This is a genomic window from Streptomyces sp. NPDC059906 (assembly GCF_042730645.1).
Taxonomy (GTDB): domain Bacteria; phylum Actinomycetota; class Actinomycetes; order Streptomycetales; family Streptomycetaceae; genus Streptomyces; species Streptomyces rubrogriseus.
This window is the reverse complement of record NZ_JBHWKU010000006.1, coordinates 353721-380689: the sequence shown is the minus strand read 5'-3', so window position 1 is coordinate 380689 and position 26969 is coordinate 353721. Positions and strand designations below refer to the sequence as shown.

Here is a 26969-nt window from a genome sequence, read left to right as displayed (position 1 = left end):
GAGCCGATTCGGCTCCCGCGCCGCCGACTCTGGCTGTGATCCAGAAATTCCATGGGCCCACTCGATGTCCCCCCGTGCCTCCCCGTCGGTGGGCGAGGCGGTTCCTGGTGGCAAGGGTTCTGTGATGGCCTGGGCCACATACCCGGGGCCTGGAGTTCCCACCCAGGCCCGGGTGGCTTCCGCCGCGTCGTCGAGCGCACGACCGGCTCCTCGGCCCCGGCCTTCATCGCGAGGACCCCGTCCCGCGCGCCCCATCAGAATCGACGCCGTCACGATAAAAATCGACAGGGTGTAGATTCTTTGCTCAGGGGGCGGTCCGGCTCCTCGCAAGACCTGCTGGAGGAACAGTGCAGAGGCAGAACTGGCTCATCACCGGCGTCAGCACCGGCCTGGGGCGCGCTTTCGCGCAAGCCGCCCTGTCCGCCGGGCACACCGTGGTCGGCAGCGTCCGATCCGAGAACGACGTGCGGGCCTTCGAAGAACTCGGCCCCGGGCGCGCCTACGGCCGCATCCTGGACGTGACGGACGGTGACGCCGTCTCCGGCACGGTCGCGGAGGTCGAGCGGAGCGTCGGCCCACTGGACGTCGTCGTCGCCAACGCCGGCTACGGCCTGGAGGGAACCTTTGAGGAGACCCCACTGTCCGAGGTGCGGCGGCAGTTCGAGGTCAACGTGTTCGGGGCGATGGCCACCCTGCAGGCGGCGCTGCCCCACATGCGCGCGCGCCGCCGCGGACACCTGATGGCCGTCACGTCCATGGGCGGGCTCATGGCCGTGCCCGGCATGTCCGCCTACTGCGGCAGCAAGTTCGCCCTGGAAGGCATCCTGGAGGCGCTGGGCAAGGAGGTCGCGCAGTTCGGAATCCATGTGACGGCGATCGAGCCCGGCTCCTTCCGCACCGACTGGGCCGGACGGTCCATGACGCGCACCGCGCGGACCGTCGACGACTACGACGAGCTGTTCGCTCCCATCCGGGAAGCGCGGCAGAAGGCCAGCGGGAACCAGCTGGGCAATCCGGCCAGGGCCGGGGAAGCGGTCGTACACATCACCTCGGTCGATCAGCCGCCGGCCCACCTCGTTCTGGGCTCGGACGCGCTGCGACTGGTCACCGCCGCACGCACGGCAGTGGACGAGGACATCCGCGCGTGGGAGGCGCTCTCGCGTACGACCGACTTCACCGAAGGTGCTCAGCTCTGATGCCCGGCCGGCCTTCCCCGCTCGGTCGTCGCGGCACCGAGCGCAAGGGCGATGTCCGGGAACGGGCCATCCTCGACACCTGCGAGGCCTTGCTGGCGGACAAGGGCTACGACGCCATGACCGTCGGCGACGTAGCCCAGGGCGCGGGCATCACACGGGGTGCCCTGTACTTCTACTTCGGCTCCAAGCACGAAGTGGTCGCGGCACTCGTGGCTCGGACCGTCGAGCATCTGTGGGAACGGTCCCGGGTCACCGCGCAGACGGACGAGCCGCGCCAGGCCATCGCGGCAGCCATGCAGCGCACGGTCGAGCTGTGGGACGAGCACGGTCTGGTCATGCGCACGGCGATCGACCTGTCGTTGACCGTGCCGGAGATCGGCGAGCTGTGGAATCACACGGCTGACCTGTTCATCGCGGCCATCACCGCTGTCCTGGAGCGGGCCGGCGTTCAGTCCGGCACCGCACCCGAACAAGCCTCAGCGATGGCACGTGCCCTGTGCTGGATGATCGAGCGGAGCTTCTACCACGCCTCACAGGAGTCCCGCGAGAAGCTTCAGGAGGCGTCGGCGACCTGCGAGCACATCTGGCTGATCAGCGCTGGGCTGATCACCTGAGGCGTCCGTCATGGTGGCGGTGAGCCGCGGGAGGGTGATCTCCCGGGCGGGGCTTGCCAGGGCAATCGGATCGGCTCGCGTCACGACGTCCGGGCCGGACAGGGCCCCGGCCCGGGCACGCCGGGTACGCCGGGTACGCCGGGTACGCCAGCCGTGACAAGCCCGCGTGGGGGGGGCGCCAGGGTCCTTGCCGGTGCCGGCATGCAGGCGGCACGCTGCGTGCGGGCAGCGTCTCGCCCGCGGGATGCCGGTGAAGCACCCCGGCCTCAGAAGAAGTGCTTGCGTCCACCGACCGCGCGACCGGTCGCACCCAGGATCCACAGGATGGCGCCCACCAGGATGAGGATGCCACCGATCGTCGTCAGCAGACCCATGCCGACAAGCAGGCCGATGATCAGCAGAATTAGCCCAAGAATGATCATTTCAAACCCCATCCTCAATCGCGGCTCAGGCGCGTGGGCGCACAGGCTCCACAACAGCCCGAGTTCGTCTGTCACTTGGTAGATCGCTACCGGCCCCGAACGTCAGAATCTCGGTGCGACACCCTTGTGCCCGGCCACAGGGTGTTCACGCACCCCCTGGAAACTTCACTGGCGAAGCGACCCTCCAGGCTGCCTCGGACGGCCACCGACGAATGAGGCCGGAACTTCGATGAGCACAGCCCCCGGAGCGCCGACGGTGTCGCGCAGCGCGCTGCCCTGGGTGGAGCGCATAGGCATCCCCCGTCCCCTGATGTGGGGGTACGTCGCGGTCCTGATCTTCATGATGGTGACGGCGTGGAGTCCAACTACCTGGAGCCGTACCTCCGCGACAGCGGCTTCACCTCCTCCGGAGCAGGTCTCGTCATCAGCGTCTACGGAGCCTTCGTCGCCCTCGGCTCCTGGCTCTCCGGCGCCCTGTCCAACGTGTGGGGACCGCGCCGCGTCATGCGGATCGGCGCGGTGCTCTGGATCGTCTTCGAGGTTCTCTTCCTCACGCTGGCCCTCCCGAGCGAGAACCAGGTTCTCGTCTACGTCTTCTACGGCCTGCGCGGTATCGCCTATCCGCTGTTCGCCTACGCGTTCCTGCTGTGGATCCAGCTCACCGCCCGCAGGGAACTGCGCGGTTCCGCCGCGGGCTGGTTCTGGTTCGCCTACAGCGCGGGGCTGCCCACCATCGGCTCCGCCATCGCCGCCGTCAGCATCCCCCTGGTCGGCGCCTACTCCACCTTCTGGCTGTCCCTGGGGCTGGTCGCGGTGGGCGCGGCGATCGGCTCCTTCGCCGTCAGGGAGGCACGCGGTACGCGGCCGATGGTCGACACCACGGCCCCGGGCTTCTCCTTCCGGTCGGAGTTGCTGTCACGTTCATGGGTGTCATCGGCATCCTCGCCGACCCGTTCTTCCGCCGGATCAGCGACCGGCTGGGCTGGCGCTCCACCATCGCCTGGGCCGGCGGCGTCGGCTGCGCGCTCGGTGTGGCGCTCGTCTACTGGGTGCCCCGGCAACTACGCCGTCGCCCTGCTGGCCACGGTCGTCTTTGGCATCATGCTCGCCGGGTACATCCCGCTGTCCGCGCTGCTGCCGTCCCTGGTGCCCGAGGAGGACAAGGGCAACGCCATGGGCATCTACAGCCTCGCCGCCGGGCTCTCCACCTTCGTCGGGCCGCTGACGTATTCCGTCGTCGACCCCCTCGTGGGCCACATCGGCGTCGTCATCGTCTACATCTGCATGTACCTGGCGGGCGCCCTGCTCACCTGGCGCTACCTGGACGTGCCCGAGGACCCGGGGTCGCGGCGCGCCGGTGGCCCCGAGCCGGCGGTCTTTCTCGCGCCGAAGGACCTCCAGTCGTCCTGACCGACCGCGCCCTCTCCCCCGCCTCCACCACTCGAAGCAATGAGGAACGACATGAGCACGGACTCCAACACCGTCACGATGACCGGCGCCTTCCTGCCCGGTGACGGCACCGTCGACCTGTGCGAGACGTCCCGGCCCCGGGCCGGCCACGGCCAGGTCGTCCTGCGCACGCGCGCCTCGGGAATCTGCGGCAGCGACATCCACTACATCTACAACGGCCACATCGGCGAAGGCGGCGCCCGCTACGACGACGTCGTGGCCGGCCACGAGCCGGCGGGTGAGGTCATCGCCGTGGGCCCCGGCTGAAAGCGACTCAAGCCCGGCGACCGGGTCGCCGTCTACCACATCTCCGGCTGCGGCCAGTGCGACGAGTGCGCGCGCGGCTACTTCATCGGCTGCACTTCGGAGTCCCGCGCCGCCTACGGCTGGCAGCGCGACGGTGGCCATGCCCCGTACCTCCTCGCCGAGGAGAACACCTGCGTCCCGCTGCCCGAGCCGCTCACCTACGTCGACGGTGCCTTCATCGCCTGCGGCATCGGCACGGTCTACGAGGCACTCTCCCGGATCGCGCTGAGCGGTGCGGACCGACTGCTGGTCACCGGGCTCGGCCCGGTCGGCGCGGCGGCTGCCATGGTCGCCCGCGCCTTCGGTGTGCGCACCGTGTACGGCGCCGAGGTCGTCCCCGAACGGATGGAGTGGGCCCGCTCGCTCGGGCTGTTCGACGAGGTGCTCGACTCCTCCGCCGAGCCACTGGACCGAGTGCTGGAGCTGACCGGTGGCACCGGTGTCGAAGCGGCCGTGGACTGCTCCGGTCATCCCGCGGCCCGCTCCCTCGCCCTCAAGGCACTGCGGGTACGCGGCCGGCTCGCATCTCCGGTTCCTGGGTCACCTCCGTACAGGGCATGACCCGGCTGGCCGAACTGCTCGCCCGTCAGGAGTTGCACCCCGAGCGGCTGGTCAGCGACCGCTTCCCGCTCGCCGAGGCCCAGCGCGCCTACGAGGCGGCGGCCGGTCGCGCCGCCGGCAAGGTCTGCCTCGTCTTCGAGGACTGACCGCACGCCTTTCGAGGAGCACCTCCGTGAGCAGTACACCCGCACACCGAGCCGGCGAGGTCCGGGTCAGCGCCGTCCGGCGGGCGCGCGCCGGGCACGAGATCGTGGAGGTGGACAACGGCCTGATCAGCCTGGTGTTCAGCCCCGCGTTGGGCGGCCGCCTCCTGTCGGCGGTCCGGGACGGCCGCGAGTTCCTTCACCGGAACCCGGAACTCCTGGACGAGGCGCTCAACGCCCGGCACCCACGTGCCGTCGGCCCCCACGACGGCCCGATGTCCGCGTGGCACAACTGGGGCGGCGACAAGACCTGGCCTGCCCCTCAGGGCTGGTCGGGTCCCGAGGAGTGGGCGGGTCCCCCGGACCCCGTCCTGGACTCGGGGGCGTACGCCTGCGAGGTGGACGTCGCTGACGACGGCTCGCGCGCCGACATCACCCTCACCAGCGGCGACGATCCGCGGACCAGGCTGCGCCTGACCCGTCGGATCGCTCTCGCGTCCGGCCGGTGCGACTTCGCGCTGGGGCTCAGCGCCGACAACGTCTCGCCGCGGACCGTCCGGTGGGCGCTGTGGAACGTCACCCAGTTGCCGGGGCACCCCGCCGGGCGGCCGGGTGACGGGGTGTGGCTGGGGACGTCCGGGGCGGGCGCGCCAGTCACCGACCGGGTCGCGGGCACCGGCCGGCCGCGCGTCGTGCAATACGGCGACGTCCTGCACGTCCCGGCGCAGGGCGTGGTCGGCAAGGTCGGCTTCCCCGGTGCGGCCGGGTGGATCGCCCACGTGGGCCCGGCCGGCACCTGGACCTACCGCTTCCCGGTCGACCTCGCCGCTCCGTACCCGGACGACGGCTCGCGGGCCGAGGTGTGGATGGAGCACCCGCTGGACGCGCCGCTGGAACACCTGGGGGGCCTGCGGCCACGTCACCGAGTCGTGGAGTGCGAGGCGCTCGGCCCGTACCGGGAACTGGCGCCCGGCGACACCACCACGTTGGACGGCACCGTGTCCCTCGGTCCCCGGCTCGGCGCGGTGACCTCGGTCGGCGCGCACGCCTGGTGGAGCGAGCCGCTCACCTACGCCGGGGGGAAGGTGACCGGCGTGTGCGTGCCGTCCGGCGGCGGCCCGGCGGCCGTACTGCTGCGGCACACGGCCGGCCGGGCGCTCCGGCGGCTGCCCGTCGGTGAGTGCGGGGCCGGTGCGCCCCTGGTGCTGGACACCCCGTTGCGGGCGGATCCGGGAGCTGTGCGCGTGGAGGTGTGCTGCGGAAGGGACGTCCTGGGCGCAGTGGCGGTGCTGCCCGGCTGAGCCTTTGCCCGTACGCCTGTGCCCGGCACCTCGGGTTCGCCGAGGTGCCGGGCACAGGCGTGTCAGGCGTACGGCGGTCAGGTCGCCGTGGAGCGGTAGGCGGCCGTCGGCAGGCCGGGCACCTCCACCCTGGCACGGAAGACGGCCCCGTCGAGCGGTCCGGGGACGGTGAGTCCCACCCGGGCCGTCGTGACGTAGAGGGTGTGTCCGTCGTCGCCGCCGGGGCAGACGCCTGCGGGCTGGGTCACCGGTAGGCGCAGTACGGTCGCCGGGGTGCCGTCGGGCAGGTAGCGGCGGACCTCGCCCGCGCCCCAGACCGCCGTCCACAGAGCACCCTCGACGTCCACGGTCATGCCGTCGGGGCTGCCCTCGGTGACGCGGGCGAACTCCTCGCCCTCGCCGAGGTCTCCGTCGCGCGGGTCCACGGAGTAGCGCCGTACGAGCCCGCGCGCGCTGTCGGCGAGGTACATGGTGGTGCCGGTGGTGCCGTTCCGGTCGAAGGCGGGACCGTTGGGGATGGTGATGCCGTCAGAGACCCGGGCGACGAGCCGTCGGGGCCGGTCCGGTACAGGGAGCCGGCGTCCGGTGTCCCGTCGTAGGCCATGCTCCCGGCCCAGAAGCGGCCGTGCGGGTCGGCGCAGCCGTCGTTCATGCGCATCGCGGTCGGCGCGGACCGCTCGGGGGCCGGCCAGCCACTCGGGGTCCGTGCCGGGGGTGAGCAGGCAGATGCCGGTGCCGGCCGCCGCGGTCCAGGTCCCGGGCCGGCCGGCGACCGGGGCCACGGCGCCGAGCGGTGCGTCCAGGCGGGCAAGGGTCCGCAGCGGGGCCGTGCCGTCATCGTCCGGGGTGAGCAGGCGGCCGGTGAGGATGTCGACGCAGACGAGCCGGCCGTCGGCCCAGCGGATGCCCTCGCCCGGCTCCAGGCGGTCCGGTGCGTCCAAGGGCGCCGGATCGGTCATGGTGAGGCGCTCCAGTGGTCGTGGGCGGGTCAGCGGATCGCGGTGCCCGGGGCGGCGGAGGCAGACCCAGTTCGTCACGGCGGGGCAGGCCCTCCCAGTCGCCGTCCGAGGCGACGGCGAACGCGCCGAGGGTGTTGGCGCGGTCCAGGCGTCCGTCCGGGGGCAGGCCGTCGAGCAGTCCCGAGAGGTAGCCGGCGCAGAACGCGTCGCCCGCTCCCACGGTGTCCCGAACGGGCACCCTGAGGGCGGGGACTGCGTACCGGGATCCGTCCCGGTCACAGAATGCGGCTCCCGCTCCCCCGCGTTTGACAACGACTTCCCGTACCCCGGCCGCCAGCAGCGCGTCCACGGCGGTCTCCTCACCGTGCGGCTGTTCGGCGAAGGCGCCGGTGACGACGGACAGTTCGTCATCGGAGGCGATCAGGACGGTGACGTGCTCCAGCAGCGGCAGCAAGGCCTTGCCCGCATCCTCAGCCGTCCACAGGCGCTGCCGGTGGTTGACGTCCAGGACGACGGTCCAGCCGTGGGCGTGCGCGTGGGCGGCGGCCTCGCGCACCGCCTCCAGCGGGCCGGGCCCCAGGGCGCAGGTGATGCCGGTCAGGTGCAGGATGCGGGCGCCGGCGTGCAGGGCGGGCGCGAGATCGGCCGGGGCGAGGAGGGAGGCGGCGGAGTGGCGGCGCCAGTAGTGGACGCGGACCAGGTCGGCGACGCGTCGCTCACGGAGCATGCCGCCGGTGGGTGCTTCGGGGCGGACGCCGGCGTGGGCGGTGTCGACGCCTTCGCCGCGCAGTGTGCGCAGGATCAGCCGACCGGGTTCGTCGTCGCCGACCAAGCACGCCCAGGCGGCCCGGTGGCCCAGCCGGGCCAAGCCGATGGCCACGTTGGACTCGGCACCGGCGATGGTGGTGCGGGCCTCGGCACCGATGGCGAGCGGTTCGGGCAGCTGTGCGGCGAGCATGGTCTCGCCGAACGTGAGGACGTCGGCGGCGGCCTGCCCGGTGTGGGGACCGGTGCTCATGCCTGCCCCCGTGACGTGTCGGCGGCGCAGAGCGCGGTGAAGCGGCGGGCCCGTTCGCGCAGGGCGTCCAGGTCGCCGCCGCGCGCGGCGTCGCCCACCAGCGGGGAGCCGACGCCGACCGCGACGGCGCCGTGCGCGAGGTACTGCTCGGCACCGGTCAGGTCGACCCCGCCGACCGGCACGAAGGGCAGGTCCGGGAAGGGTCGCGGAGTGCCTTGAGGTAGGCGGGGCCGCTGATCAAGGCGGGGAACAGCTTGACGCCGTCGGCTCCGGCGCGCCGGGCGGCGACGGCCTCGGTCGGGGTGAGGGCTCCTCCCAGGACCGGCAGTCCGACGCGGACCGAGGCGGCCACGGACTCGGTGAGCCCGGGGGTCACGATCCAGCTCGCGCCGGCCTCCCGGGCGCGGGCGACGTCGTCCTCGGTCAGCACGGTGCCCGCGCCGACGAAGGCCGTGGGGCCGGCCTCGGCCACGGCCCGCCGGATGACACCGAGGGCGTCGGCCGTGTTGAGCGAGACCTCGACGAGGGACACGCCCTCGTCGAGCAGGCCAGGACGGTGCGCAGCGCGGCGTCGGGGTCCGGGCCGCGCACGATGGCGGCCAGCCGGGTGCGCCGCAGCACGGCGGAGAAGCTGTCGGTGGCGCGGGGCTGCGGGGCGTTCATGGTCACGTCCAGGAAGGTCGGGGTCGGGCGGGGGGGCACCGGGCGGGGTCACCATTCGGCGAAGGAGCCGTCGGTGCGCCGCCATACCGGGTTGTGCCAGTCCGCGACGGTGTTGTCGGCGGCGCGGACCGCCTTCTCGTCCACCTCGATACCGAGGCCGGGGACGGTGGTGCGCAGCAGGTGGCCGTCGTGGAACCGCAGCGGCGTGGTGTCGACCAGGTAGTCCAGCGGACCGGCGCCCACGTTGTAGTGGATGCCTATGCTCTGCTCCTGGATGAGGAAGTTCGGGGTGCCGAAGGCGACCTGGAGGCTGGCGGCGAGCGAGACGGGCCCCAGCGGGCAGTGCGGTGCCATGAGTACGTCGAAGGTCTCGGCGAGCGCGGCGATCCGGCGGACCTCGGAGATGCCGCCGGCGTGCGAGAGGTCGGGCTGGAGGACGGCCACTTGGGCGGTGAGGGCGGGCAGGACGTCGGTGCGCGAGTAGAGGCGCTCGCCGAGGGCCAGCGGTACGGGGGACGACGCGGTCAGGTCCCGCAACCGGTGGGTGTACTCGGGGAGTACGGGTTCCTCGACGAACAGCGGGTTGTACGGGGCGAGGTGCGGCAGCAGTCTGGCGGCGTTGGCGTCCGTGAAGCGGCCGTGGAAGTCGACGGCGAAGTCCAGGTCGTTGCCGAGGGCTTCCCGGGGCCGCCGCACGGGAGACGACCTCGTCGATGTCGCGGACGGTCGCCAGCCGGTTCATCCGGCCGCCGGCGTTCATCTTGACGGCGGTGAAGCCCGCCTCCACCTGCTCCCGGACGGCTTCGGCAATCCGTGCGGGCTCGTCGCCGCCGACCCAGGTGTAGGCCCGGACCCGGTCACGCACGGGGCCGCCGAGCAACTGGTACACGGGGGCGCCGTACACCTTGCCGGCGATGTCCCAAAGCGCCTGGTCGAGTCCGGCGACGGCGCTGGAGAGGACGGGGCCCCCACGGTAGAACGACCCCTTGGACATGTCTGCCAGTGGTCCTCGATACGCAACGGGTCCTGACCGACGAGCAGTTCGGACAGCTCTTGCCCGGCGGTGCGAACAGTGGCCGCACGGCCCTCGACCATGGGCTCGCCCCAGCCGACGACGCCGTCGTCCGTCTCGACACGGCACAGCAGCCAGCGCGGCGGCACGGCGAACGTCTCGATGCGGGTGATCTTCATGCTTCTCCTTGGTGCGGTCGGACACCGTCGGCAGGTCGGGATACCGACACGGGCGTCCTCCGCGGGACTGGCACGGTTCAGGATGAGGTCTTGTAGGCGCTCCAGCCGCCATCGACGACCAGCGATGCGCCGGTGACGAAGGACGCGTCCTCGCTCAGCAGAAAGGCCGTGGCCCCGGCGACCTCTTCAGGTCGGCCGAGCCGCGCGGCGACGGTCTGCTCGGCGCTGCGCCGCCGGTCCTCCTCGCCGATACCGTCCCAGGCGCGCGTGAGGACGGGCCCGGGCAGCAGCGCGTTGACCCGGACGTCGGGCCCGTACTCGACGGTCAACTGGCGGGCCAGTCCGGTGAGTCCGGCTTTGGCGGAGGCATAGGCGGGGCGACCGGGCAGCCCGACGAGGGCATGGACCGAGGAGATCAGGACGGCGCTGCCACGGGTGGCGCGCAAGTCGTCCAGGCAGGCGCGAAAGCCGAGGAAGGCGCCGGTCAGCGTGACGCCGAGCTGCTGGTTCCACTGGTCGAGTGTGGTGTCGTGGGCGGGGGCGACGCGCACGGCGTAGGCATTGGAGACGAGAGCGGAGACGGGGCCGTAGGCTCCGCGAACGGCGTCCGACGTCGCGGCCCAGGACTCTTCGTCGCTCACGTCGGTCGGGTGGAACATCGCCTCTCCACCGGCGTCCCGGATGGCGCGGGCCGTGCGCTCCCCTTCCGTCGTGTCGATGTCGGCGACGAGGACGCGGGCCCCCTCGTCGGCGAGCCGTCGGGCCACAGCCGCACCGATCCCTCCTGCCGCGCCCGTGACCACGGCGACGCGTCCGTCGAAACGGGGCCCGGCCCCGGAAGGCGGCGGATACATGGACGGCATGAGCGGCTCCGAATGCTGTGGCGCGGGCGGGGCGGGCGGGACAGGACGGTTGCGGTCGGCGGCCATGACCGCCTCCTCATGGATATTAAATATGAATTATTGAGGGACGCCGAGATGTCTCGACGAAGCATCGATCGCAAACGAGGAACGCGCCACCCCCGTGACCGGCGGCGGCGCGTCGGACAGGCGCTCGATCAGCGGGTCCGGGAGGATCTGCGGCCCGCGGTGTCGACCGGCCGCCCGGCGACCTGATCCAAGTCTTCGACCGCCTTCGCCAACAGGTCGAGCATGGCGAGTTCGGCTCGGGCGGCATCGCCGTCGCGCACAGCATCGAGAACGGCGCGGTGGCTGGGCACGGGGTCATCGACGGACGCATGGGCATGGACGAGGCGGTCCCGCTCCCGCAGGCCCGGTTCAAGCAGCATGTCCATGCGGGCCAGCATCTCGTTACCGGTGGCCACCAGAAGCGCGCGGTGGAAGGCCGCGTCGGCCTCGGCCGCGTCGGACGAGCCCGTTCGGGCCCGCCCCATGAGGCCGAGCGCCGCCTCCAAGGCATCGAGGTCGGCCTCGGTCCTGTGCAGGGCGGCACGATGGGCAGCGGCAGGCTCGATGACGGACCGGACATCGGCGAGGTCTCGCATCAGATCCTCGCCGGCCCCTCCTTCTACCCGCCAACGGATGACATCCGCATCGAGCAGGTTCCAGTCCTTGCGCGCCCTGACGAACGTGCCCCGCTTCTGCCGTGCATCGACGAGCCCCTTGCCGGCGAGAACCTTCAGCGACTCCCGCATGACGGTCAGACTGACGTCGAGCTCCTCCCCCAGCGCCCGCACATCAAGCGTGGTGCCCTCGGGTACGGCGCCACCCACGATGCGCGCTCCGAGCGACTGGACCACCTGTCCGTGCACGCCGCGGGTGCTGTAGGCCGCCATGCCGCCATCTCCTAGACATCAGGCGCACGCGAGGCGCGCGGGGTAGGCGCCGCGGGCGCGAACGCGGACCTATGATATTGCCACGCATTAATTACTAATACATCTTGACAGTTCTCTGAGCAGCACAGTCACATCCCGGCCGCGCGGCGCGGCGCGGTTGACGAATGGCCTGACTCGCTCTCTCCCTGCAACCTGGCACCGGTTCATGATCGTCGCGGACTGGGACAACGTGGAGCCGATGCAGATCCGCGTCGCCTCGGACGGGCAGGCGGTGCCGGTGTTGGCGGAATGGGTCTTCGCCCAGGCTCATCGCAGCGCCTGTGCGCCGATCACGGAGAGCAACCGGAGCTTTTCGTAACTCTCGCCGCCGGGCGTGGCGGTGTAGACGAGAAGCAGATGCCCCTGGCTCGGATCGAGCAGCGTCTGGCAGGTCAACTCCAGTGCGCCGACCTCGGGGTGGACGAAGTGTTTCACCTCCTTGGGCCGGATACCGACCGTGTGGTCCTTCCACACCTGGCGGAATTCCTCGCTTTGGGCAAGGAGCAAGTCGGCGTAGTGGGCCGCGCGTGAACCGGGGCCCCGCAGCGTGGCCGCCTCCCGCAGGCCGGAGGCGAACATCCGGGTCAGGAACGCATGGTCGTCAGGGTGGTAGAGCTGTCGCGTGGCGGCGTCGGTGAACCAGCGGTAGCCGATACTGCGGGCCGGGCCGCTGTAGCGGGTCTGGTCGCCAGTGAGTGCGATGCCGAGCCGGGTCTGCCGCAGCGTTTCGCCGAGCTCGGTGACGATCTCCGCGGGAGTGTCGTCGAGGCGGTCGAGGATGCGCAGCAGGCCGGGACTGATGTGCTCGCCGTCCGTGCCCCGCGGGGGCGGGGTGTGTCCGGCCAGCAGGAACAGGTGGTCGCGCTCGTCGAGGGAGAGATGCAGGCCCTGCGCGATGGAGACGATCATCTGCTGGGACGGCTGGGGCCCGCGCTCTCGCTCCAGGCGTGCGTAGTAGTCGGTCGACATGTGGCACAGCGCGGCCACCTCTTCCCGGCGAAGCCCGCTGGTCCTGCGGCGCGGTCCGCGCGGGAGGCCGACGTCCTCGGGCTGCAGAGCCTCCCGGCGATGCCGTAGGAAGTGTGCCAGACCGGATCGATCGATCACTGTCCACGCCTTCCGTGACGTACTTGGCCCGTTCTCTACATAGATCTACCTGAGGTGCTTCTTGATATCCACGGATTCTTGATCCCCCCTTCACGCATTGTGAGACGTGCGGTGCGGGCCCAGGATGAGAAACGTGCTCCATGATCGCCATGGGCTTGTCCGGCCTTCCGGTACGCCGTTGCGAGCCGGCGCCTCCCCCGACCTGATTTCCGGACTCTTCCCGCCCTCCCCCGCCCCCTCTCTCGGCGCCCCTGCGCCCGCCCTGCGCCGCCGAGTACTTCGCCGGCCCGCTCGCCCGCTGGGTCAGCGGCCAGCACCTGCTCAGCAGCGGTGGCGCCCCGGCGTGACCGGCGGCGTCCCGCTGCCTCCAACCGACTCCTCAGGAAGCTATCTCACATGCCACGTCGACCCATTGACATCACGATTCCCGACCTGCGTGACACGCGGGCCGTCGTCACCGGAGCGAGCGACGGGATGGGACTCGGTATGGCGATCCGCCTGGCCGCAGCCGGCGCGCAGGTCATCCTGCCCGTCCGCAATCCACGCAAGGGTGAGGCGGCGCTGACCAAGATCCGTCAGCACGCCCCCGACGCGGACGTGTCGCTGCGCAGCCTCGACCTGTCCTCGCTCGCCTCCGTCGCCGCGCTCGGCGAGACGCTTCTGGCGGAGGGCCAGCCCATCCACCTGCTCATCAACAACGCCGGCGTCATGACCCCGCCCGAGAGGCAGGCCACGGTCGACGGATTCGAGTTGCAGTTCGGCACCAACCACCTGGGGCACTTCGCCCTCGTCGCCCACTTGCTGCCGCTCCTGCGGGCCGGACAAGCACGCGTCACCTCGCAGGTCAGCATCGCGGCCAACCAACACGCCATCAACTGGGACGACCTGAACTGGGAACGCTCCTACAACGGCAGGAAGGCCTACAGCCAGTCGAAGATCGCCCTCGGGCTCTTCGCTCTGGAACTCAACAGGCGCAGCCAGGCGGGTGGTTGGGCCATCTCCAGTAATGTCTCCCATCCCGGGGTCGCTCCTACGAACCTGCTCGCGGCCCGCCCCGAGGTCGGCCGGGACAAGGACACCGTGCTGGTTCGCATGATCCGGGCCATGTCTGCCCGCGGCGCCATCGTGGGGGCCGTGGAGACCGCGAAACTTCCCGCTCTCATGGCCGCTACTTCCCCCGATGCCAAGCCCGGCGGATTCTACGGCCCCAGCGGCCCCGGCCACCTGGGTGGCCCGCCCGGAGAACAGAAGCTCTACTCCCGCCTGCGCAGCGCCGATGAGGCCCAGCGCGTCTGGCGGACCTCCGAAGAACTGACGGGCACCCGCCTGCGGTAACACCCGGAACCCGCGGTGGCGGCTGGACATCCCTGCCGTTCCGACCATCCATGCCACTGACAGGCCACGAAAGGGCGCGGTCATGAAGACCTCAGGCAACACCATTCTGATCACGGGCGGGACGTCGGGCATCGGGCTCGGCCTGGCCCTGCGCTTCCAGCGGGCGGGCAACCGTGTGATCGTCGCGGGTCGCCGCAAGGAACTGCTCGACTCGATCACCGCGGAGCACGAGGGCATCGAGTCCCTCGTCCTCGACGTGACCGACCCGGCGTCGATCGCCCACGCCTGCGCAACGGCGGTCGGCGCCTTTCCCGAGCTGAACGTCCTGATCAACAACGCGGGCATCATGCTCCCCGAGAACCTGACGGACCCCGCCTCGCTGCAGGTGGCGGAGAACACCGTCGCCACCAATCTCCTCGGGCCCGTCCGGATGGTCCATGCCCTACTGCCCCAACTGCGGGCCCAGGACGAGGCGACCGTCCTCAACGTCAGCTCGGGGCTCGCCTTCGTGCCGCTGCCGCTGACCGCGACCTACAACGCGACCAAGGCCGCGATCCACTCCTACAGCGAAAGCCTGCGCGTCCAACTTGCCGGCACCTCCGTCCAGGTCATCGAACTCGTTCCGCCGGCCGTGCGGACCACGCTGATGGGGCAACAGGACAGCGAGACGGCCATGCCGCTGGAGGACTACCTCGACGAAACCCTGACGCTCCTGGACAGCGAGCCCGACGCCAAGGAAATCCTCGTCGAGAAGGTCAAGCCCCTGCGCCACGCCGAGACCAACGGCTCCTACGACAGCGTCCTGGCCGCCCTCACCAGCAGCCACTGATCCTTCTCCGGCACAGAACTGATCACTCCTCTTGTGGGGGACGCCCTCCAGCGCCGATCCCGGGACCCCGGCTGCCGACGCTCTGAAGCTGCCGGCCACGAGCGTCGCTGTCTGCCGTGGGCCGCAGCTGGTTCCGTAGATGCCAGCGGGGTCTGAACGCCGCCGACCGTACGTCCCCTCGGCACGTCCGCCCTCGCCTGCCGCTTCCCGGCGGCCCCGGCGCGCGCCGCCTGCTCGAAAGGATCCCGGTGGCTTTCACCGCATCTCCTTCCCCACCTGGCAAGACGCTCCAGCCGGCGCTCCGCCACAGCACGGCGGGAAGCTCGCCCGCGCCGGGAAGGCCAAGCTGCCGCCGGTGGTGTGGCTGCTGGCCGCCATCACCTTCGTCATGGGCACCAGCGAGATGATCGTCACCGCCCTGCTGCCGCAGCTCTCGGCAGCCCTTGGCCTGAGCGTGGCGGGCGCCAACATGCTGATCACCGTCTTCGCCGTCGGCATGATGATCGGTCCGCCCGCGATGACCGTGGCCACCCTGCGCCTGCCGCGCCGCACCGTCCTGATCGCGGCCCTGCTCGTCTTCGCCGCCGGCCACGTCGCCGGCGCATTCGGTTCCAGCCTGGGAGGGGCCCTGGCGGGCCGGTTCGCCGCGGCGCTGGGCAACTGCACGTTCTGGACCGTGGGTGCGGTGCTCGCGACCGCCGCCGCCGGCCCGGCCGCGAGCACCCGCGCCATGGGCGTCATGGTCGGCGGCACCACCCTCGCCAACGTCTTCGGCGTGCCCCTGGGCACGGCCGCCGAGCAGCTGTCCGGCTGGCCGACCCCGTTCTGGGCGCTCGCGGCTCTCGCGGTGGCCACCGCCGCTGTGATCGTCCGCCGGGTGCCCGCCGCCCGCCGCGGGGCAGACAGCACCCTGCGCGCCGAGACGTCATCGCTCAGGCGCCCGCTCCTGTGGCTGGTCTACCTGGCCATCGCGCTCATACAGAGCGGCATCATGGCCCCTCTACAGCTACGTCGCCCCGCTGCATGACCGACTGCGCGCGCCTCGCCGCGGCGGCGGTACCGCTGGCCATGCTCGGCTTCGGCGCCGAAGCACTGGCCGGCACCGCGCTCGGCGGACGCCGCGGCGACGCCAAGCCCCGGGGCACCCTCGTCCCCGCCACCGCGGTCACCGCCGCGGTCCTGGCCGCGCTCACCCTGTGGGCGACCAGCAGCGTCGTGGCCGTGGTCCTGGTCGTACTCCTCGGAGCCGCGGGCTTCGCGACCAACCCGGTCGTGGTCGGTGAGGTGGTCCGCGTCGCCGGAGCCGGCCGGGCCCTGCCCCATGGCGCCGGCCACGTCCGCGTTCCAGGTCGGCATCGCGCTGGGCTCCTTGGCCGGCGGCGCCGCCCTCACCTCCGCCCTGAACCTGCAGGGCCCGCCGCTGGCCGGCACGGTCCTCGCCCTGCTGGCCCTGGTACCGCTCGGCCTGCTGGCCGCCACGAACCGCAAGGCGGCACCGGGCGGGCCGGGCGAACAAGCGGGCCAGGACCTCGCCGTCGGCCATCCGGCCGATGCCGGCCGCGTCGGTCCCGCTCCTGCGCCGTCGGCCCGCCGACGCTGACCACACCCCTCTCCCCGAAGGAGCACACCATGCGTTACCGCAAGCTCGGCAGTTCGGACCTTCAGGTCTCGGAGATCTCCCTGGGCTCCTGGCTGACCTACTCCGGCGGCATCGAGGCCGACCGGACCCGCGCCTGCACCGAGGCGGCTTTCGACGCGGGCATCAACTTCTTCGACACCGCGAACGTCTACGGCCAGGGCGCAGCCGAGACCGCGTGGGGCGAGATCCTCTCCGCCCACCCGCGCGACTCCTACGTCCTGGCCACCAAGGTCTGGGGCCCGATGTCCGACGACCCAGCCGACCAGGGACTGTCCCCGGCGCAGATCGCCCGGCAGATCGACGCCTCCCTCACCCGCCTGCAGACCGACCACGTCGACCTCTACCAGGCGCACCGCTTCGACCCCTCGGTACCAATCGAGGGCACCGTCGAGGCGTTCCAGAAGGTCGTCGAGCAGGGCAAGGCCCGCCACATCGGCTTCAGCGAGTGGACCCCCGAGCAGATCCAGGCCGGCATCGACATCGCCGGACCCGGCCTGTTCGTCTCCTCCCAGCCGCAGTACTCCATGCTGTGGCAGGCCCCCGAGACCGAGGTCTTCGGCCTGTGCGCGGCCAACGGCATCTCCCAGATCGTCTGGTCCCCGCTCGCCCAGGGCGTCCTGACCGGCAAGTACAAGCCCGGACAGCCCGTCCCCGAGGGCAGCCGCTTCGCCTCCGCCGACATGGCGGTCTCCCAGGACCTGGTCTACAGCGACGCCACCCTCGAAGCGGTCCAGCGCCTCGTCCCCATCGCCGAGCAGGCCGGGATGAGCATGCCTACCCTGGCCCTCGCCTGGGTGCTGCGCCGCACCGAGGTCGCTTCCGCGATCACCGGCGCCTCCCGCCCCGAACAGGTCCACGCCAACGCCGCCGCCTCCGGCGTCCACTTGTCGGACGACCTGATCGCGGCCGTCGACCAGGCCCTCGGCGACGTACCCGTCACCACTCCCACCCTGGCCCCCGGCGCCCAGCCCGGCATCCTGCACCGCTGACCACCACACCACTCACCCGACTCAGCGGAAGGAGAGAGACCCCATGACCGTGCAAACTCCCCACGTCGTCCTCAACAACGGTGACCAGATGCCGCTCCTCGGCTTCGGCGTCTTCCCGACCCCTGACGACCAGACCCAGCACGCGGTCGAGGACGCGCTCGAGACCTGCTACCGCCTCATCGACACCGCCGCGGCCGACGAGAACGAACGAGCCGTCGGCCGGGGCATCGCCGCAGACGGCATCCCCCGCGCCCACCGGCCCGAACAACCGCATCAACAGGCGGCCTGTCGTCAACACTGCCTCATCACCCACCGGCAGCTCAGGACGTTGTGCTGACCTTCGTTGCAGGGCTGCTGGGTGCCCCGTGAATGTCCGCCCGCCCGTGGCATGATCCGGCCTCATGAGGGACCGTTCACTTTCTCCCGCCTGGCTGGCCTCGTGGACCAGCAGGGTCTCGGAGAGCCTGAAGGCGATGACAGACGAGTTCGAACGCCGGCACGGCTTCACCCCGGGAGCCAACGAGGTCCGGCTGGCCGACCACGCCGACCAGGCCGCGGCTCGCACGCTCGCCCAGGTCAGCCTCGTCCCTGCTGACCTGGTCACCTTCTACGACAGCATCGGCGAGGTCACCTGGGCGGACGTCGGCAACGGCTACTTCGTCGACCCGGCAGCCGATGTCCTTCTGCGGTTCAGGCAGTACGGCACGGTCGATGTCGGCGCGGACCAGCAGGACCGCGGCCTGGTCATCGGCTCGAACGGTGGCGGCCTGTCTGGCGGAATGATCCAGCGGACGCGAACGGCGTCGCTGGACGAGCCCGAACTCGACCGAGTAGCTGATGACCTGCGGCAGTTTCTCGAACTGCTGGAACGATCCCTGACACGGTTCGTCACCAACGGCGAGCCGGGATACCTGTAGCGGGTGCCTAATGGAGCAAAAGGCTCTCACTCACCTGGCGTTGATGCGCCCCCAGGGCCCGCTTGACCTCAGCGGCGGGGAACGGAGTGCGCTTGCTCTGTGTAAGCAGTCGGTGATGAAAGTCGTCCAGGACGACCGCGTGCGGAGCGTGACGGTCGATGATCGCGCCGATGTCGGGCGGAATGTCAGCGGGTTGGTAGCCGTCGACCCATTCGCGCAGGAAGGTTCCGTGCTCCGTGCCACCACGCACGTCGTCTGGCAGGTGGTGGCGAAGCAGATGGTTCGGTGCGTAGGAGCGGTCGTACACGAGGTGGTCGTCGAGGAAATCACGCTCCTCCGCCGAGAGTTCGAAATCGCGGCTCAACGCGAGCCCGAAGTCCGCGAAGTACACCCGCTGGCCGTCAGTGAGCAGATTGGCGAAGTGCGCGTCGAAGTGGACCAGTCCGCGCGCACTCATGAACTCCGTCCCCCGCAACAGCGCATTCTCGACCCACCGATAGGGCGACTCGCCTCCCGACTCCTGCGGGGTCGCATCACGGCTGTCGACCAGCCACTCGGCGAGCGTCTGTGGCACATGCTCCAGGAAGAGCACCAGACTGAAGGAGGAGCTTCCGATGGCCTCCAGCCGACGACGCACGGCTGACGATCCCTCCCAATGTGCCACGGCCCCCTCAACGCCGCCGAACCCGTCAACGAAGCCGGCAGGAGGACTGTCAGGCAATACCCGCCAGTGATACAGCAGCGGGAAACCCGCGTACTCATCCTTCAGTGCCCACCCCGTCGTCATGATGTGCGCGGCCAGCTCACGCCAGGCACCAAACCCCGCCGACCCCACACCGTACTGGTAGAAGAGAGGAAGATCGAAAACATTTGCGGTCGACCGCACGTGCGCCGACTGCAACTCGATGTCCGTCAGCGGGACCCGCTTGACGAAGACCCGCATCCCCTCTACTTCCAACTCCGCCGGCCTACCCCCGATACCGCGGCCGAGGCTCGGCGCGGCGGACACCGCATCCTCAAGCCGACGGTCGCTCAACAGGGACAGCCGTGCTCCCACGGCCGCGTAAGCGGACACTCGCGCGGCATGCCCTGACTCGGTCACATCCATCGGCGACTCCAGCCTGGCGGTGCGCGGAGAACGCAGCTCATCTGCGGAAACGGGTCGGCCGGCAAGGGCAGAGCGTCCCGGGAGAGTTCCTGAGGGGTGCGGCATACAAGTTCGGCAGTGGTGCAGTAACGCTGCTCCTCCTGTGGTGGGAGACCCGCCGCTGACGACGCTCCAACGACGGGCCCACCAGTAGAGCGCCGGTTCGTACACTGCGAGGGTGGAAGACCATACGGCCACCAGGATCTCTGCACGTCCGGCTCCCGCCTTGCGGCGATACGTCGGCTCGTATGTCGGTTTCGATCTTCGCGGGTTCCCGGCGGGGGTGCACTGCGGTCCTCCGGGCCGCGACCTCACTGCGGTGATCAGTCTGTCCGGCCCTTTGGAGGTGGCGGGGGGCGTCGACGACGGGTCACCGGTCACCCGATTCGACTGCGTGGCCGGCGGTCTGATGCGCCGGTCCGTCGCGATCCACCACGACGGACGCCAGGAAGGCGTGCGAGTGTCCCTGACACCGCTCGGGGCCCGGGCCGTCTACGGCTTGCCCGCCGCTGACCTCGCCCACCAACTGGTCCCCCTCGACGAGCTTCTCGGAGCACTCGGCGTCGAGTTGGTCGACCGGCTTCGTACGGCGAGGACGTGGGCCGCGCGGTTCGCGGCGCTGGACGAGTTGCTCCTGCGAGCCGCCAACCGCGCCGTCGGCGGCGACCCTGTGTCCCGGGTGCGGCCCGAGGTGGCCGAGGCCTTGCGCCGCCTCTTGGCGGCGCGGGGCCGCGTCCAGGTTGGGGAGGTCGCCGCAGAACTGGGCTGGAGCCGTCGGTACCTCACCGAGCGGTTTCGCGCCGAGGTGGGCCTGTCGCCGAAGACCTTCGCCCGGGTTCTGCGCTTCGAGCACGCGCACGAACTGGCCACCATGCGCGACCCGCTTCCGTGGGCCGACGTGGCGACCGCCTCCGGCTACTCCGACCAGGCCCATCTCGTCCGGGACTGGAGTGAGTTCACAGGCCGGTCGCCGACAGCATGGCGTCGCGGCGAAGTCCTGCTCGGGACCGGGTAGCGGCCGGCCGGCCGCCCACCGCGTCGGACTTGTTCCCTTTCCTTCAAGACCGCCCACCTGCCGTCCTGTGACGATCGTCGGCATGAGACTCGTCAATCACGAACCCAACGCCATCGACCTGCGCACCACCCCCGTGCACCTCGGGCTGGGGTCGAGAGCGAAACCCGTCGAGGGCTTCACCTGGGCCCCGGAGGTGCTCCGTGCCTACAGCGCCGCGGTGGCGGCGGACGGCGCCGAGGGCCGGATGGTGACGATCTTCGACGGCGACGGCCCCGGCGACCATTGGGAGCGCCACCCCGCAGGCGACGAACTGGTCGTCTGCCTCAGCGGGTCGGTGACGGTCACCCGCGATGTGGAAGGTGCGCCCGACCGGGTTGTGCTCGGGCCGGGCGAGGCCACCGTCAACCCGGCCGGGACATGGCACGCGGTCGACATGGCGGGACCTGCGTCCATCCTGACCGTCACCGCCGGCCTCGGCACCGACCACCGGCCCCGGACCGAAGCACGCTAGACCGGAACGCCGGCACGTCCGGCCGCCAACACCGTGACGACCCGTGTCGCGTGCCTCGGCGACAGCCTCACCTGGCTCCCGACCCGGAACGCGTAGCCGGTTCTGGCGCCGGCCCCTCCTCCCGGCTCAACAAGACCGGCGGGACCTGGAGCCAAAAGGCCGTTGGGGATCACTTAGATGGCGGCCCCGGCTTCGATGTCGAAGGGGACACCCGTGAGCTGTTCGCTCGCCGCCCAGAGCCGCGTGCCCTCCGCGGGGTCGTCGGCGCCTCTGGGGAGCTTGGCGGGTGTGGGAGTGCCGGAAGTCTGGTCGCGTCCGGCGGGGCCGATGAACCAGCCCGACTGGACGTGCGGGCTGGTCGCCGCATACAGGGAGGGCCAGGCGGCGCCCTCCGCCGAACCCATGAGAAGGCGTGCGGCGATCGGGGTCACCATGCGGCTCAGGGGGCCGGTGCCGTGCTGCTGCAGATTGGTCATCGCCGACCCCGGGTGCACGACGAGTGCCTCGACGGGGCTCCTTGCAGTGCGGCGCGCGAGTTCGAGGGTGTAGACGATGTTGGCGCGCTTGGACTTGGCGTAGGCGCCCATGGCGCGGTAGCTCCTTTCACTCATCAGGTCGTCCAGCCTGCCCATCGGCCACCGCGCCGCGATGGCGCTGACGGTGACCACGCGCGGTGCGGGCGAGCGGCGCACGGCGGGCCAGACCTGGGCGTTGAAGGCGAAGTGGCCCAGGTGATTGGTGCCGACCGTCATCTCGAGGCCGTCGTGGGTGGTTCGCCGCTCGGGCAGGTTCATCACGCCCGCGTTGTTGATGAGCAGGTCGACCGTCTCGGTCTCGGCGACCCGGGTGGCCGCGTCGCGGACGGAGGAGAGGTCGGAGAGGTCGAGCACGAGGGTGTCCGTCCGGGCCTCGGGGGTCGCGGCGCGCACAGCCTGCGCGGCCTGGTCAAGCTTGGCCTGGCTGCGGCCGGCCAGGATGACGCGGGCCCCGTGCCGGGCGAGCGCGTGGGCGGTCTCGAGTCCGATCCCGCTGTTCCCGCCGGTGATCAGCGCGGTGCGGCCGGCCTGGTCGGGGATGTCGCCGGGGGTCCAGTGGTTCACTGTCGTCACGCTCCTCGGGTTCTTTGACTGTGTGCTCGGTCATGCGGCGCTCAGGGTGGCGACACCGCGGTGGAAGAGCATGCCGGGATGTCCTCGGCGAAGGCGGCTTCGACGACGACTTGGATGACGTTCAGACTTGTGCCGCTGAAGGCGCCGGCGGCACTGGGTCGCCGCCGTGATTGGCTACGAGGCGTCGGTGTCGCCGGTGTTCTTCCGAACTGCCGCCGCACCAGGCCGTGTCGCCCGTCCAGAACTGGGCGTAGCCCAAGACCTGCCCCCTCTTTTCAGACCGGCGGTCTGTTCGACTGTAATCAAACGTAGAAGACCGCCGGTCTGATGTCAAAAGACCGGCAGTCTGTAACCTGGGGACATGACGAACTTCCAGCGCGCGCGCAGTGAGGAGCAGCGTGCGATACGGCGCCAGGCCATCCTCGACACCACCGCCGCCATGCTCGAGGAGATGCCCATCGGCGAGGTCAGCCTGAACGAGCTGAGCCGTCGCGTCGGGCTGGCGAAGTCCAATGTGCTGCGCTACTTCGAATCGCGTGAGGCCATTCTGCTGGAGCTGCTCGACCGTGCCTGGCAGCAGTGGGTGGCCGACCTGCCTGCTCTAGTGCAGGCCGGCGTCGACCAGGGCGCTCCGGTGAGCCGACGTGCAGAGCAGTTCGCCGCGGCCGTCGCGGCCTCCCTCGCCCGGCGCCAGGTCCTGTGTGACTTGCTGAGCGCGCAGGCGGGCGTACTGGAGCACAACGTTTCCCCGCAGGTGGCCGCTCGCTATAAGCGCGCAGCCGTGGTGAACGTCGCCGGCATCGCGGCGTTGGCCCACCAGCACCTTCCTGAGCTGGGTGACAGCGCAGCGCAGTTGACCGCAGCCATGATCATGGCCGTCGGCGCCGTATGGGCACACGCACGGCCCTCTCCAGCGATGCTCGCCGCCTACGAAGCCGACCCCTCGCTCACCGCGTTCAAGCTGGACTTCGTGACCACCCTGCAGGAGATGCTGGCCACGCTCGCCGCAGGCACCATCGCCCGCGCCTCCGCCTGAGCCCGTCCAGAGGCAGTAGCCGTGAGCCGGCGCGCCGCGTGCAGGACCACTTGAGCCCGCATACGCAGCCGGTGCTCGGTCTTTTGACCGTGGGCCATCCTCTTCAGCCGCTCACGCTCGGCGGGGGTCGGGGCTGTCGCACGGGCCCGGCAACAGACAAGTCAGGCAGGCCAATCTGTAGAAGTGGCTTGTCTACCGCCCGCATTCTGGGAAGGCGCGCCTGCTCGCCGCCGCTTGCCCGGGACCGCCGAACTTGGGGTACGGGCTGTCAGTCGGTGCGGAAGCCGGCCATCACCGAGGCCGGGTAGCGGCTGCCTGCGGAGCCCTGGGGGAGGCATTCCCGGATACGGGCCAGGTCGGCCTCGGTGAGGTCTACGTCGGTGGCGCCGACGTTCTCCTCCAGACGTGTGGCGCTGCGGGTGCCCGGGATCGGGACGACGTCCTCGCCCTGGGCGAGCAGCCATGCCAGGGCGAGCTGGGCGGGGGTGATGCCCTTGATGGCGGCGAGCTTTCGGAGTTGCTCGGCGGCGTTCAGGTTGTAGGCGTAGCTCTCGCCCTGCCAGCGCTCGTCCCAGCGGCGCATGTCGTCCGCGGGATACTCGTCGGCGGGCTTGACCACACCGGAGAGGAAGCCGCGGCCGAGCGGCGAGTACGGCACCAGGCCGATCCCCAACTCTCGCTGGACCGGCAGGATCTCGTCCTCCACCTCGCGTTCGAAGATCGAGTACTCGTACTGAAGGGCTGTGACCGGAGTGACGGCGTGGGCGCGGCGAATGTACTGCGGGCCGACGTTGCTCAGGCCGAAGTACTGCACCTTGCCTTCGGTGATCAGGTCACCGACAGTGCCGGCGACCTCCTCGGCCGGTACGTCGGGGTCGGAGATGTGCTGGTAGAAGAGATCGATACGGTCGGTCTGAAGGTAGCGCAGGCTGTTCTCGGCAACCTCGCGGATGTTCTCCGGGCGGCTGTCGACGCCGCTCCCCAACGACTTGCTGGTCATGTCGAAGCCGAACTTGGTGGCCAGGACGACCTCGTCGCGGAAGTCGTTGACCGCGTTGCCGAGCAGCGTCTCGTTGCTGCCGGTGCCTTGGCCGTACAGCTCGGCGGTGTCGAAGAAGTCGACTCCGAGTTCGTGGGCGCGGTGAATGGTGGAGATGCCGTCCTCGTCGTTCGAGGGGCCGTAGGCCAGGGACATCCCCATCACGCCCAGTCCGAGCGCGGAGACGCGCAGTCCCTGCTGTCCCAGGGTGCGGTGCTGCATGAGATCGCTCCTCGTGTCATGTCGGCAGCCCAGAGCCGACCAAACCAAACTGTTCGGTGTGACCCTACGTCTGTCCGGAGCGCTGAGCCAAACCGAACGGTTCGGTCGCCTATCCTGGACTCATGCCTCGCTCCACCAACCCTGGTCAGACCCCGGACGCCGCCACCTCGGGCGAGTCCACCGACTCCACGCGCCAGCGGATCGTCGCCGCAGCCAAGGAGGAGTTCGCCCGGCACGGGATCGCCGGCGCCCGCGTGGACCGCATCGCCAAGCAGGCCAGGACGAGCAAGGAACGTGTCTACGCCTACTTCCGCAGCAAGGAAGCCCTTTACGCGCACGTCGCCGAACGCGAGACGACCGCGCTCGTCGAGGCGACTCAGCTGGATCCGGCCGACCTGCCCGGTTATGCCGGCATCCTCTTCGACCACTTCGCGGCCCGTCCGGACCACTACCGCCTGATCACGTGGGGCCGCCTGGAACTGGCCGAGTCCGCAGACAACACCACCAGCCCTCTCCAGGCCACGATCGCCGGCAAGCTCGACAAACTTCGCGACGCTCAGCGCATCGGGCTGCTCGACCCGGCCTGGGACCCGGTCGACGTCCTCGCCCTGATCAACCAGATCGCGATGACCTGGGCAGGCCAGCCCGAAATCGCCGCCGCTGCCGCAGACCAGGCCTTGGACCCCTCTATCACGGCCCGCCGCGCCGCACTGGTGACCGCCGTCGAGCGCATGTTCCCTCGCCCGGAGCCGGTGGGCCGGACAGGCGCAGCACGACACCGGTGAGCGACTCGCCGGCAGATGCTCCTCGTGGGCGGCTGTCTGCGGCGAAGTCCGTCTGTCAGCGTTCGACTTCGATGTCCGACGCGGCGACCGCGGCCCCATGACTCTGAGCCGGTTCTCGCCAGCCGCGGAGGTGCCGTGCGGGAACACCTCGGCTGCGTACAGGGCAGGCCGCCCCCACCGACTCGACAGTCTCCGGAGCGTCCTGCACATCCTCGACCGAGTGCTCAACCGGCGGGTGCGGGACTCGGTGCGTGAGGCCGGGAGTGTGCTGCGGGGCGGCTCCTGGACCGCCGTGTGCCCCGGGCAGTTGTCCGTGCGGCTCGGCGGCCGCGACCAGGGCGTTCCACCGTGTCGTCCAGCTCTCCGCCTGCGGCGTCGCCCTCCAGGCGACCGAGACGGCGGCGGCGTTCACCGACGACGCCGTACGCCGGGTCTTCGAAGCCCGGGGCACCGGGCAACCTCGAACCTTGATTCGATTATCATCTCACCCGTGCATGAGAACCCACCTGCTCGGCGACGTGGCCGCTCCCGCCGGGAGCAACGGCGTCGCCGCAGGGCCAGGCGACGCCGCATCACGTGGACCGTGACCGCGGTCGTGGTCCTGATCGGCGGCGCCACCACCTATGCCGTCACCGGGACCGACTCCGACGAGTCGTCGGCGCCCGACCAGGCGAAGGCTGCGTCCTCACCGGCCGTCTCGGCCCGGGCCAAGGCAGGCGAGGCGCCTACGGACGCGCCAGAACCGGTGCCGTCGCCCACCTCGACGCAGAAGCCGTTCGACCTCGAACCGGCTCTGGCCCCCGTGACCGCGCTCTTCGGCGACAATCGGATGTCGGTGGCGATTCTGGACGTCGAGAGCGGTGCCATGGCGACGTACGGACACGACGCCTTCGACACCGCCAGCATCGTGAAGGTGGACATCCTGGCGACCCTGCTGCTCCAGGCTCAGGACCAGGGGCGGAAGTTGACCACCGAGGAACGCGCCCAGTCCGCTGCCATGATCCAGAAGAGCGACAACGACTCCACCAGCGCTCTGTGGACCCGGATAGGCAGTGCTCCCGGGCTCGACGCGGCCAACGAACGGCTCGGCCTGTCCCAGACACAGGGCGGTGAAGGGACCGTCTGGGGCATCACCCAGACCACGGCGGAAGATCAGATACGCCTGCTCCAGTCCGTGTTCGGCGACAAGTCGCCCTTGACCGAGGCGTCGCGTGCCTACATCCAGGACCTGATGCGGCACGTCGTGGGAAGCCAGACGTGGGGCGTGTCCGCAGCAGCCGACTCGGGCACGACCGCACTGAAGAACGGTTGGCTCAAGCGGACTCAGACCAAGAAATGGGACGTCAACAGCATCGGTCGGATACAGCATGACGGTCGCGTCTATCTGATGGCGGTACTCCTCAACAACTGCAGCACTCAGGAGGTCGGCATCAGCATCGTGGAGCAGGCAACACGCGCGTCCGCGACGGCGTTCTCCCGAAAGCTCAGGGAGAAGCCCACCACCTGACGCTCGACCAGGGCCAACGCTTCTCCTGACCACGCCGTTCGATGGCCGGCGCGGAGAGGCCAGCCGCCGCTCCGCGCCAACCATCGGGCTTGCTGAATCAGAATCGCCGGGGTGCTTCACGGGAC

General features: G+C 70.5%; 28 protein-coding genes and 4 pseudogenes. 19 read left to right on the top strand and 13 right to left on the bottom strand.

All coding sequences use genetic code 11. The features are described 5' to 3' along the window. Nucleotides 1-347 precede the first annotated feature (347 nt). Nucleotides 348-1196 (top strand): oxidoreductase, encoded by an 849-nt coding sequence (locus tag ACFV9J_RS13330; protein WP_385353556.1) that lies wholly within the window; start codon nucleotides 348-350, stop codon nucleotides 1194-1196. Further along, nucleotides 1196-1810 (top strand): TetR/AcrR family transcriptional regulator, encoded by a 615-nt coding sequence (locus ACFV9J_RS13325; protein ID WP_385353554.1) that lies wholly within the window; start codon nucleotides 1196-1198, stop codon nucleotides 1808-1810. The genes ACFV9J_RS13330 and ACFV9J_RS13325 overlap by 1 nt, the downstream gene beginning before the upstream one ends. Nucleotides 1811-2076: 266 nt before the next feature. Here ACFV9J_RS13325 and ACFV9J_RS13320 read toward each other — a convergent pair whose 3' ends face one another. Continuing rightward, nucleotides 2077-2307, bottom strand: coding sequence for a hypothetical protein (locus ACFV9J_RS13320; protein ID WP_385353591.1), 231 nt, complete (start codon nucleotides 2305-2307; stop codon nucleotides 2077-2079). A 279-nt stretch (nucleotides 2308-2586) separates the two neighbouring features. Here ACFV9J_RS13320 and ACFV9J_RS13315 point away from each other — a divergent pair, with 279 nt between their 5' ends. From ACFV9J_RS13315 to ACFV9J_RS13295, 5 genes and pseudogenes are all read left to right on the top strand, one after another. Then, nucleotides 2587-3642: an MFS transporter gene (locus ACFV9J_RS13315; protein WP_385353552.1), complete on the top strand. Its 1056-nt coding sequence runs from the start codon at nucleotides 2587-2589 to the stop codon at nucleotides 3640-3642. A gap of 39 nt (nucleotides 3643-3681) precedes the next feature. Next, nucleotides 3682-4077, top strand: a pseudogene (locus ACFV9J_RS13310) (alcohol dehydrogenase catalytic domain-containing protein); the annotation flags it as partial. Between the two features lie 195 nt (nucleotides 4078-4272). Further along, a complete protein-coding gene (locus tag ACFV9J_RS13305) occupies nucleotides 4273-4548 on the top strand; it encodes a zinc-binding dehydrogenase (RefSeq protein ID WP_385353589.1) in 276 nt (91 codons plus the stop codon). Then, nucleotides 4545-4694 (top strand): hypothetical protein, encoded by a 150-nt coding sequence (locus tag ACFV9J_RS13300; RefSeq protein WP_385353550.1) that lies wholly within the window; start codon nucleotides 4545-4547, stop codon nucleotides 4692-4694. The genes ACFV9J_RS13305 and ACFV9J_RS13300 overlap by 4 nt, the downstream gene beginning before the upstream one ends. 26 nt (nucleotides 4695-4720) lie before the next feature. Then, nucleotides 4721-5992 (top strand): hypothetical protein, encoded by a 1272-nt coding sequence (locus ACFV9J_RS13295; RefSeq protein ID WP_385353548.1) that lies wholly within the window; start codon nucleotides 4721-4723, stop codon nucleotides 5990-5992. 77 nt (nucleotides 5993-6069) lie between these two features. On the opposite strand, the gene ACFV9J_RS13290 is transcribed toward ACFV9J_RS13295, so the two are convergent. The 9 genes and pseudogenes from ACFV9J_RS13290 to ACFV9J_RS13250 form a co-directional block, all read right to left on the bottom strand. Beyond that, a complete protein-coding gene (locus ACFV9J_RS13290) occupies nucleotides 6070-6933 on the bottom strand; it encodes an SMP-30/gluconolactonase/LRE family protein (protein WP_385353587.1) in 864 nt (287 codons plus the stop codon). After that, nucleotides 6827-7969: a sugar kinase gene (locus ACFV9J_RS13285; protein ID WP_385353585.1), complete on the bottom strand. Its 1143-nt coding sequence runs from the start codon at nucleotides 7967-7969 to the stop codon at nucleotides 6827-6829. The genes ACFV9J_RS13290 and ACFV9J_RS13285 overlap by 107 nt, the downstream gene beginning before the upstream one ends. Continuing rightward, nucleotides 7966-8632: pseudogene (locus tag ACFV9J_RS13280) on the bottom strand (bifunctional 4-hydroxy-2-oxoglutarate aldolase/2-dehydro-3-deoxy-phosphogluconate aldolase). The gene ACFV9J_RS13285 and the pseudogene ACFV9J_RS13280 overlap by 4 nt, the downstream one beginning before the upstream one ends. Nucleotides 8633-8680: 48 nt before the next feature. Next, nucleotides 8681-9328 carry an enolase C-terminal domain-like protein gene (locus tag ACFV9J_RS13275; protein ID WP_385353546.1) on the bottom strand — a complete coding sequence of 216 codons (648 nt, stop codon included), beginning with the start codon at nucleotides 9326-9328 and terminating at the stop codon, nucleotides 8681-8683. Nucleotides 9329-9554: 226 nt separating this feature from the next. Next, nucleotides 9555-9626, bottom strand: a pseudogene (locus ACFV9J_RS13270) (hypothetical protein); the annotation flags it as partial. Between the two features lie 11 nt (nucleotides 9627-9637). Next, a pseudogene (locus ACFV9J_RS13265) lies at nucleotides 9638-9823 on the bottom strand (D-galactonate dehydratase); the annotation flags it as partial. A 77-nt stretch (nucleotides 9824-9900) separates the two neighbouring features. Continuing rightward, nucleotides 9901-10686: an SDR family NAD(P)-dependent oxidoreductase gene (locus ACFV9J_RS13260; protein ID WP_385353544.1), complete on the bottom strand. Its 786-nt coding sequence runs from the start codon at nucleotides 10684-10686 to the stop codon at nucleotides 9901-9903. 194 nt (nucleotides 10687-10880) lie between these two features. Further along, a complete protein-coding gene (locus ACFV9J_RS13255; protein WP_385353542.1) occupies nucleotides 10881-11618 on the bottom strand; it encodes a FadR/GntR family transcriptional regulator in 738 nt (245 codons plus the stop codon). A 306-nt stretch (nucleotides 11619-11924) separates the two neighbouring features. Continuing rightward, the gene (locus ACFV9J_RS13250; RefSeq protein WP_385353540.1) at nucleotides 11925-12764 is read right to left on the bottom strand and encodes a helix-turn-helix transcriptional regulator; all 840 of its coding nucleotides are present in this window, start codon (nucleotides 12762-12764) and stop codon (nucleotides 11925-11927) included. A 396-nt stretch (nucleotides 12765-13160) separates the two neighbouring features. Between ACFV9J_RS13250 and ACFV9J_RS13245 the strand changes: the two genes are divergently transcribed. The 7 genes from ACFV9J_RS13245 to ACFV9J_RS13215 all read left to right on the top strand — a co-directional run bounded on the left by ACFV9J_RS13245 (nucleotide 13161) and on the right by ACFV9J_RS13215 (nucleotide 18473). Next, on the top strand, nucleotides 13161-14099 hold the full coding sequence (locus ACFV9J_RS13245; RefSeq protein WP_385353537.1) for an SDR family oxidoreductase: 939 nt from the start codon (nucleotides 13161-13163) through the stop codon (nucleotides 14097-14099). Between the two features lie 82 nt (nucleotides 14100-14181). Continuing rightward, complete coding sequence (locus ACFV9J_RS13240; RefSeq protein WP_385353534.1) at nucleotides 14182-14928, top strand: SDR family oxidoreductase; 747 nt, start codon at nucleotides 14182-14184, stop codon at nucleotides 14926-14928. Between the two features lie 355 nt (nucleotides 14929-15283). Continuing rightward, nucleotides 15284-15955: an MFS transporter gene (locus ACFV9J_RS13235; RefSeq protein WP_385353532.1), complete on the top strand. Its 672-nt coding sequence runs from the start codon at nucleotides 15284-15286 to the stop codon at nucleotides 15953-15955. A 294-nt stretch (nucleotides 15956-16249) separates the two neighbouring features. Beyond that, nucleotides 16250-16528 (top strand): hypothetical protein, encoded by a 279-nt coding sequence (locus tag ACFV9J_RS13230; RefSeq protein ID WP_385353530.1) that lies wholly within the window; start codon nucleotides 16250-16252, stop codon nucleotides 16526-16528. A 29-nt stretch (nucleotides 16529-16557) separates the two neighbouring features. Beyond that, nucleotides 16558-17556 (top strand): aldo/keto reductase family protein, encoded by a 999-nt coding sequence (locus tag ACFV9J_RS13225; protein ID WP_385353528.1) that lies wholly within the window; start codon nucleotides 16558-16560, stop codon nucleotides 17554-17556. Nucleotides 17557-17599: 43 nt separating this feature from the next. Next, nucleotides 17600-17893 carry a hypothetical protein gene (locus ACFV9J_RS13220; RefSeq protein WP_385353526.1) on the top strand — a complete coding sequence of 98 codons (294 nt, stop codon included), beginning with the start codon at nucleotides 17600-17602 and terminating at the stop codon, nucleotides 17891-17893. Between the two features lie 136 nt (nucleotides 17894-18029). Beyond that, nucleotides 18030-18473 carry an SMI1/KNR4 family protein gene (locus ACFV9J_RS13215; RefSeq protein WP_385353524.1) on the top strand — a complete coding sequence of 148 codons (444 nt, stop codon included), beginning with the start codon at nucleotides 18030-18032 and terminating at the stop codon, nucleotides 18471-18473. Between the two features lie 7 nt (nucleotides 18474-18480). On the opposite strand, the gene ACFV9J_RS13210 is transcribed toward ACFV9J_RS13215, so the two are convergent. Beyond that, nucleotides 18481-19581, bottom strand: coding sequence for a protein kinase family protein (locus ACFV9J_RS13210; RefSeq protein ID WP_385353522.1), 1101 nt, complete (start codon nucleotides 19579-19581; stop codon nucleotides 18481-18483). Between the two features lie 217 nt (nucleotides 19582-19798). Between ACFV9J_RS13210 and ACFV9J_RS13205 the strand changes: the two genes are divergently transcribed. Further along, nucleotides 19799-20635, top strand: a complete 837-nt coding sequence (locus tag ACFV9J_RS13205) for a helix-turn-helix domain-containing protein (protein WP_385353520.1) — start codon at nucleotides 19799-19801, stop codon at nucleotides 20633-20635. Between the two features lie 82 nt (nucleotides 20636-20717). After that, complete coding sequence (locus ACFV9J_RS13200; RefSeq protein ID WP_385353518.1) at nucleotides 20718-21146, top strand: cupin domain-containing protein; 429 nt, start codon at nucleotides 20718-20720, stop codon at nucleotides 21144-21146. 173 nt (nucleotides 21147-21319) lie between these two features. Here the strand turns inward: ACFV9J_RS13200 and ACFV9J_RS13195 are convergent, their stop codons facing one another. Then, on the bottom strand, nucleotides 21320-22255 hold the full coding sequence (locus tag ACFV9J_RS13195; RefSeq protein ID WP_385353516.1) for an oxidoreductase: 936 nt from the start codon (nucleotides 22253-22255) through the stop codon (nucleotides 21320-21322). Between the two features lie 361 nt (nucleotides 22256-22616). On the opposite strand from ACFV9J_RS13195, the gene ACFV9J_RS13190 reads away from it, so the two are divergent. Then, nucleotides 22617-23291: a TetR family transcriptional regulator gene (locus ACFV9J_RS13190; protein WP_385353514.1), complete on the top strand. Its 675-nt coding sequence runs from the start codon at nucleotides 22617-22619 to the stop codon at nucleotides 23289-23291. 268 nt (nucleotides 23292-23559) lie between these two features. Here the strand turns inward: ACFV9J_RS13190 and ACFV9J_RS13185 are convergent, their stop codons facing one another. Next, nucleotides 23560-24552 carry an aldo/keto reductase gene (locus tag ACFV9J_RS13185; RefSeq protein ID WP_385353512.1) on the bottom strand — a complete coding sequence of 331 codons (993 nt, stop codon included), beginning with the start codon at nucleotides 24550-24552 and terminating at the stop codon, nucleotides 23560-23562. 122 nt (nucleotides 24553-24674) lie between these two features. On the opposite strand from ACFV9J_RS13185, the gene ACFV9J_RS13180 reads away from it, so the two are divergent. Together ACFV9J_RS13180 and ACFV9J_RS13175 are read left to right on the top strand one after the other, a co-directional pair. After that, nucleotides 24675-25337: a TetR family transcriptional regulator gene (locus ACFV9J_RS13180; RefSeq protein ID WP_385353510.1), complete on the top strand. Its 663-nt coding sequence runs from the start codon at nucleotides 24675-24677 to the stop codon at nucleotides 25335-25337. A gap of 490 nt (nucleotides 25338-25827) precedes the next feature. After that, entirely contained in the window at nucleotides 25828-26844 is a 1017-nt protein-coding gene (locus ACFV9J_RS13175; protein ID WP_385353508.1) for a serine hydrolase, read from the top strand. Nucleotides 26845-26969: the final 125 nt, after the last annotated feature.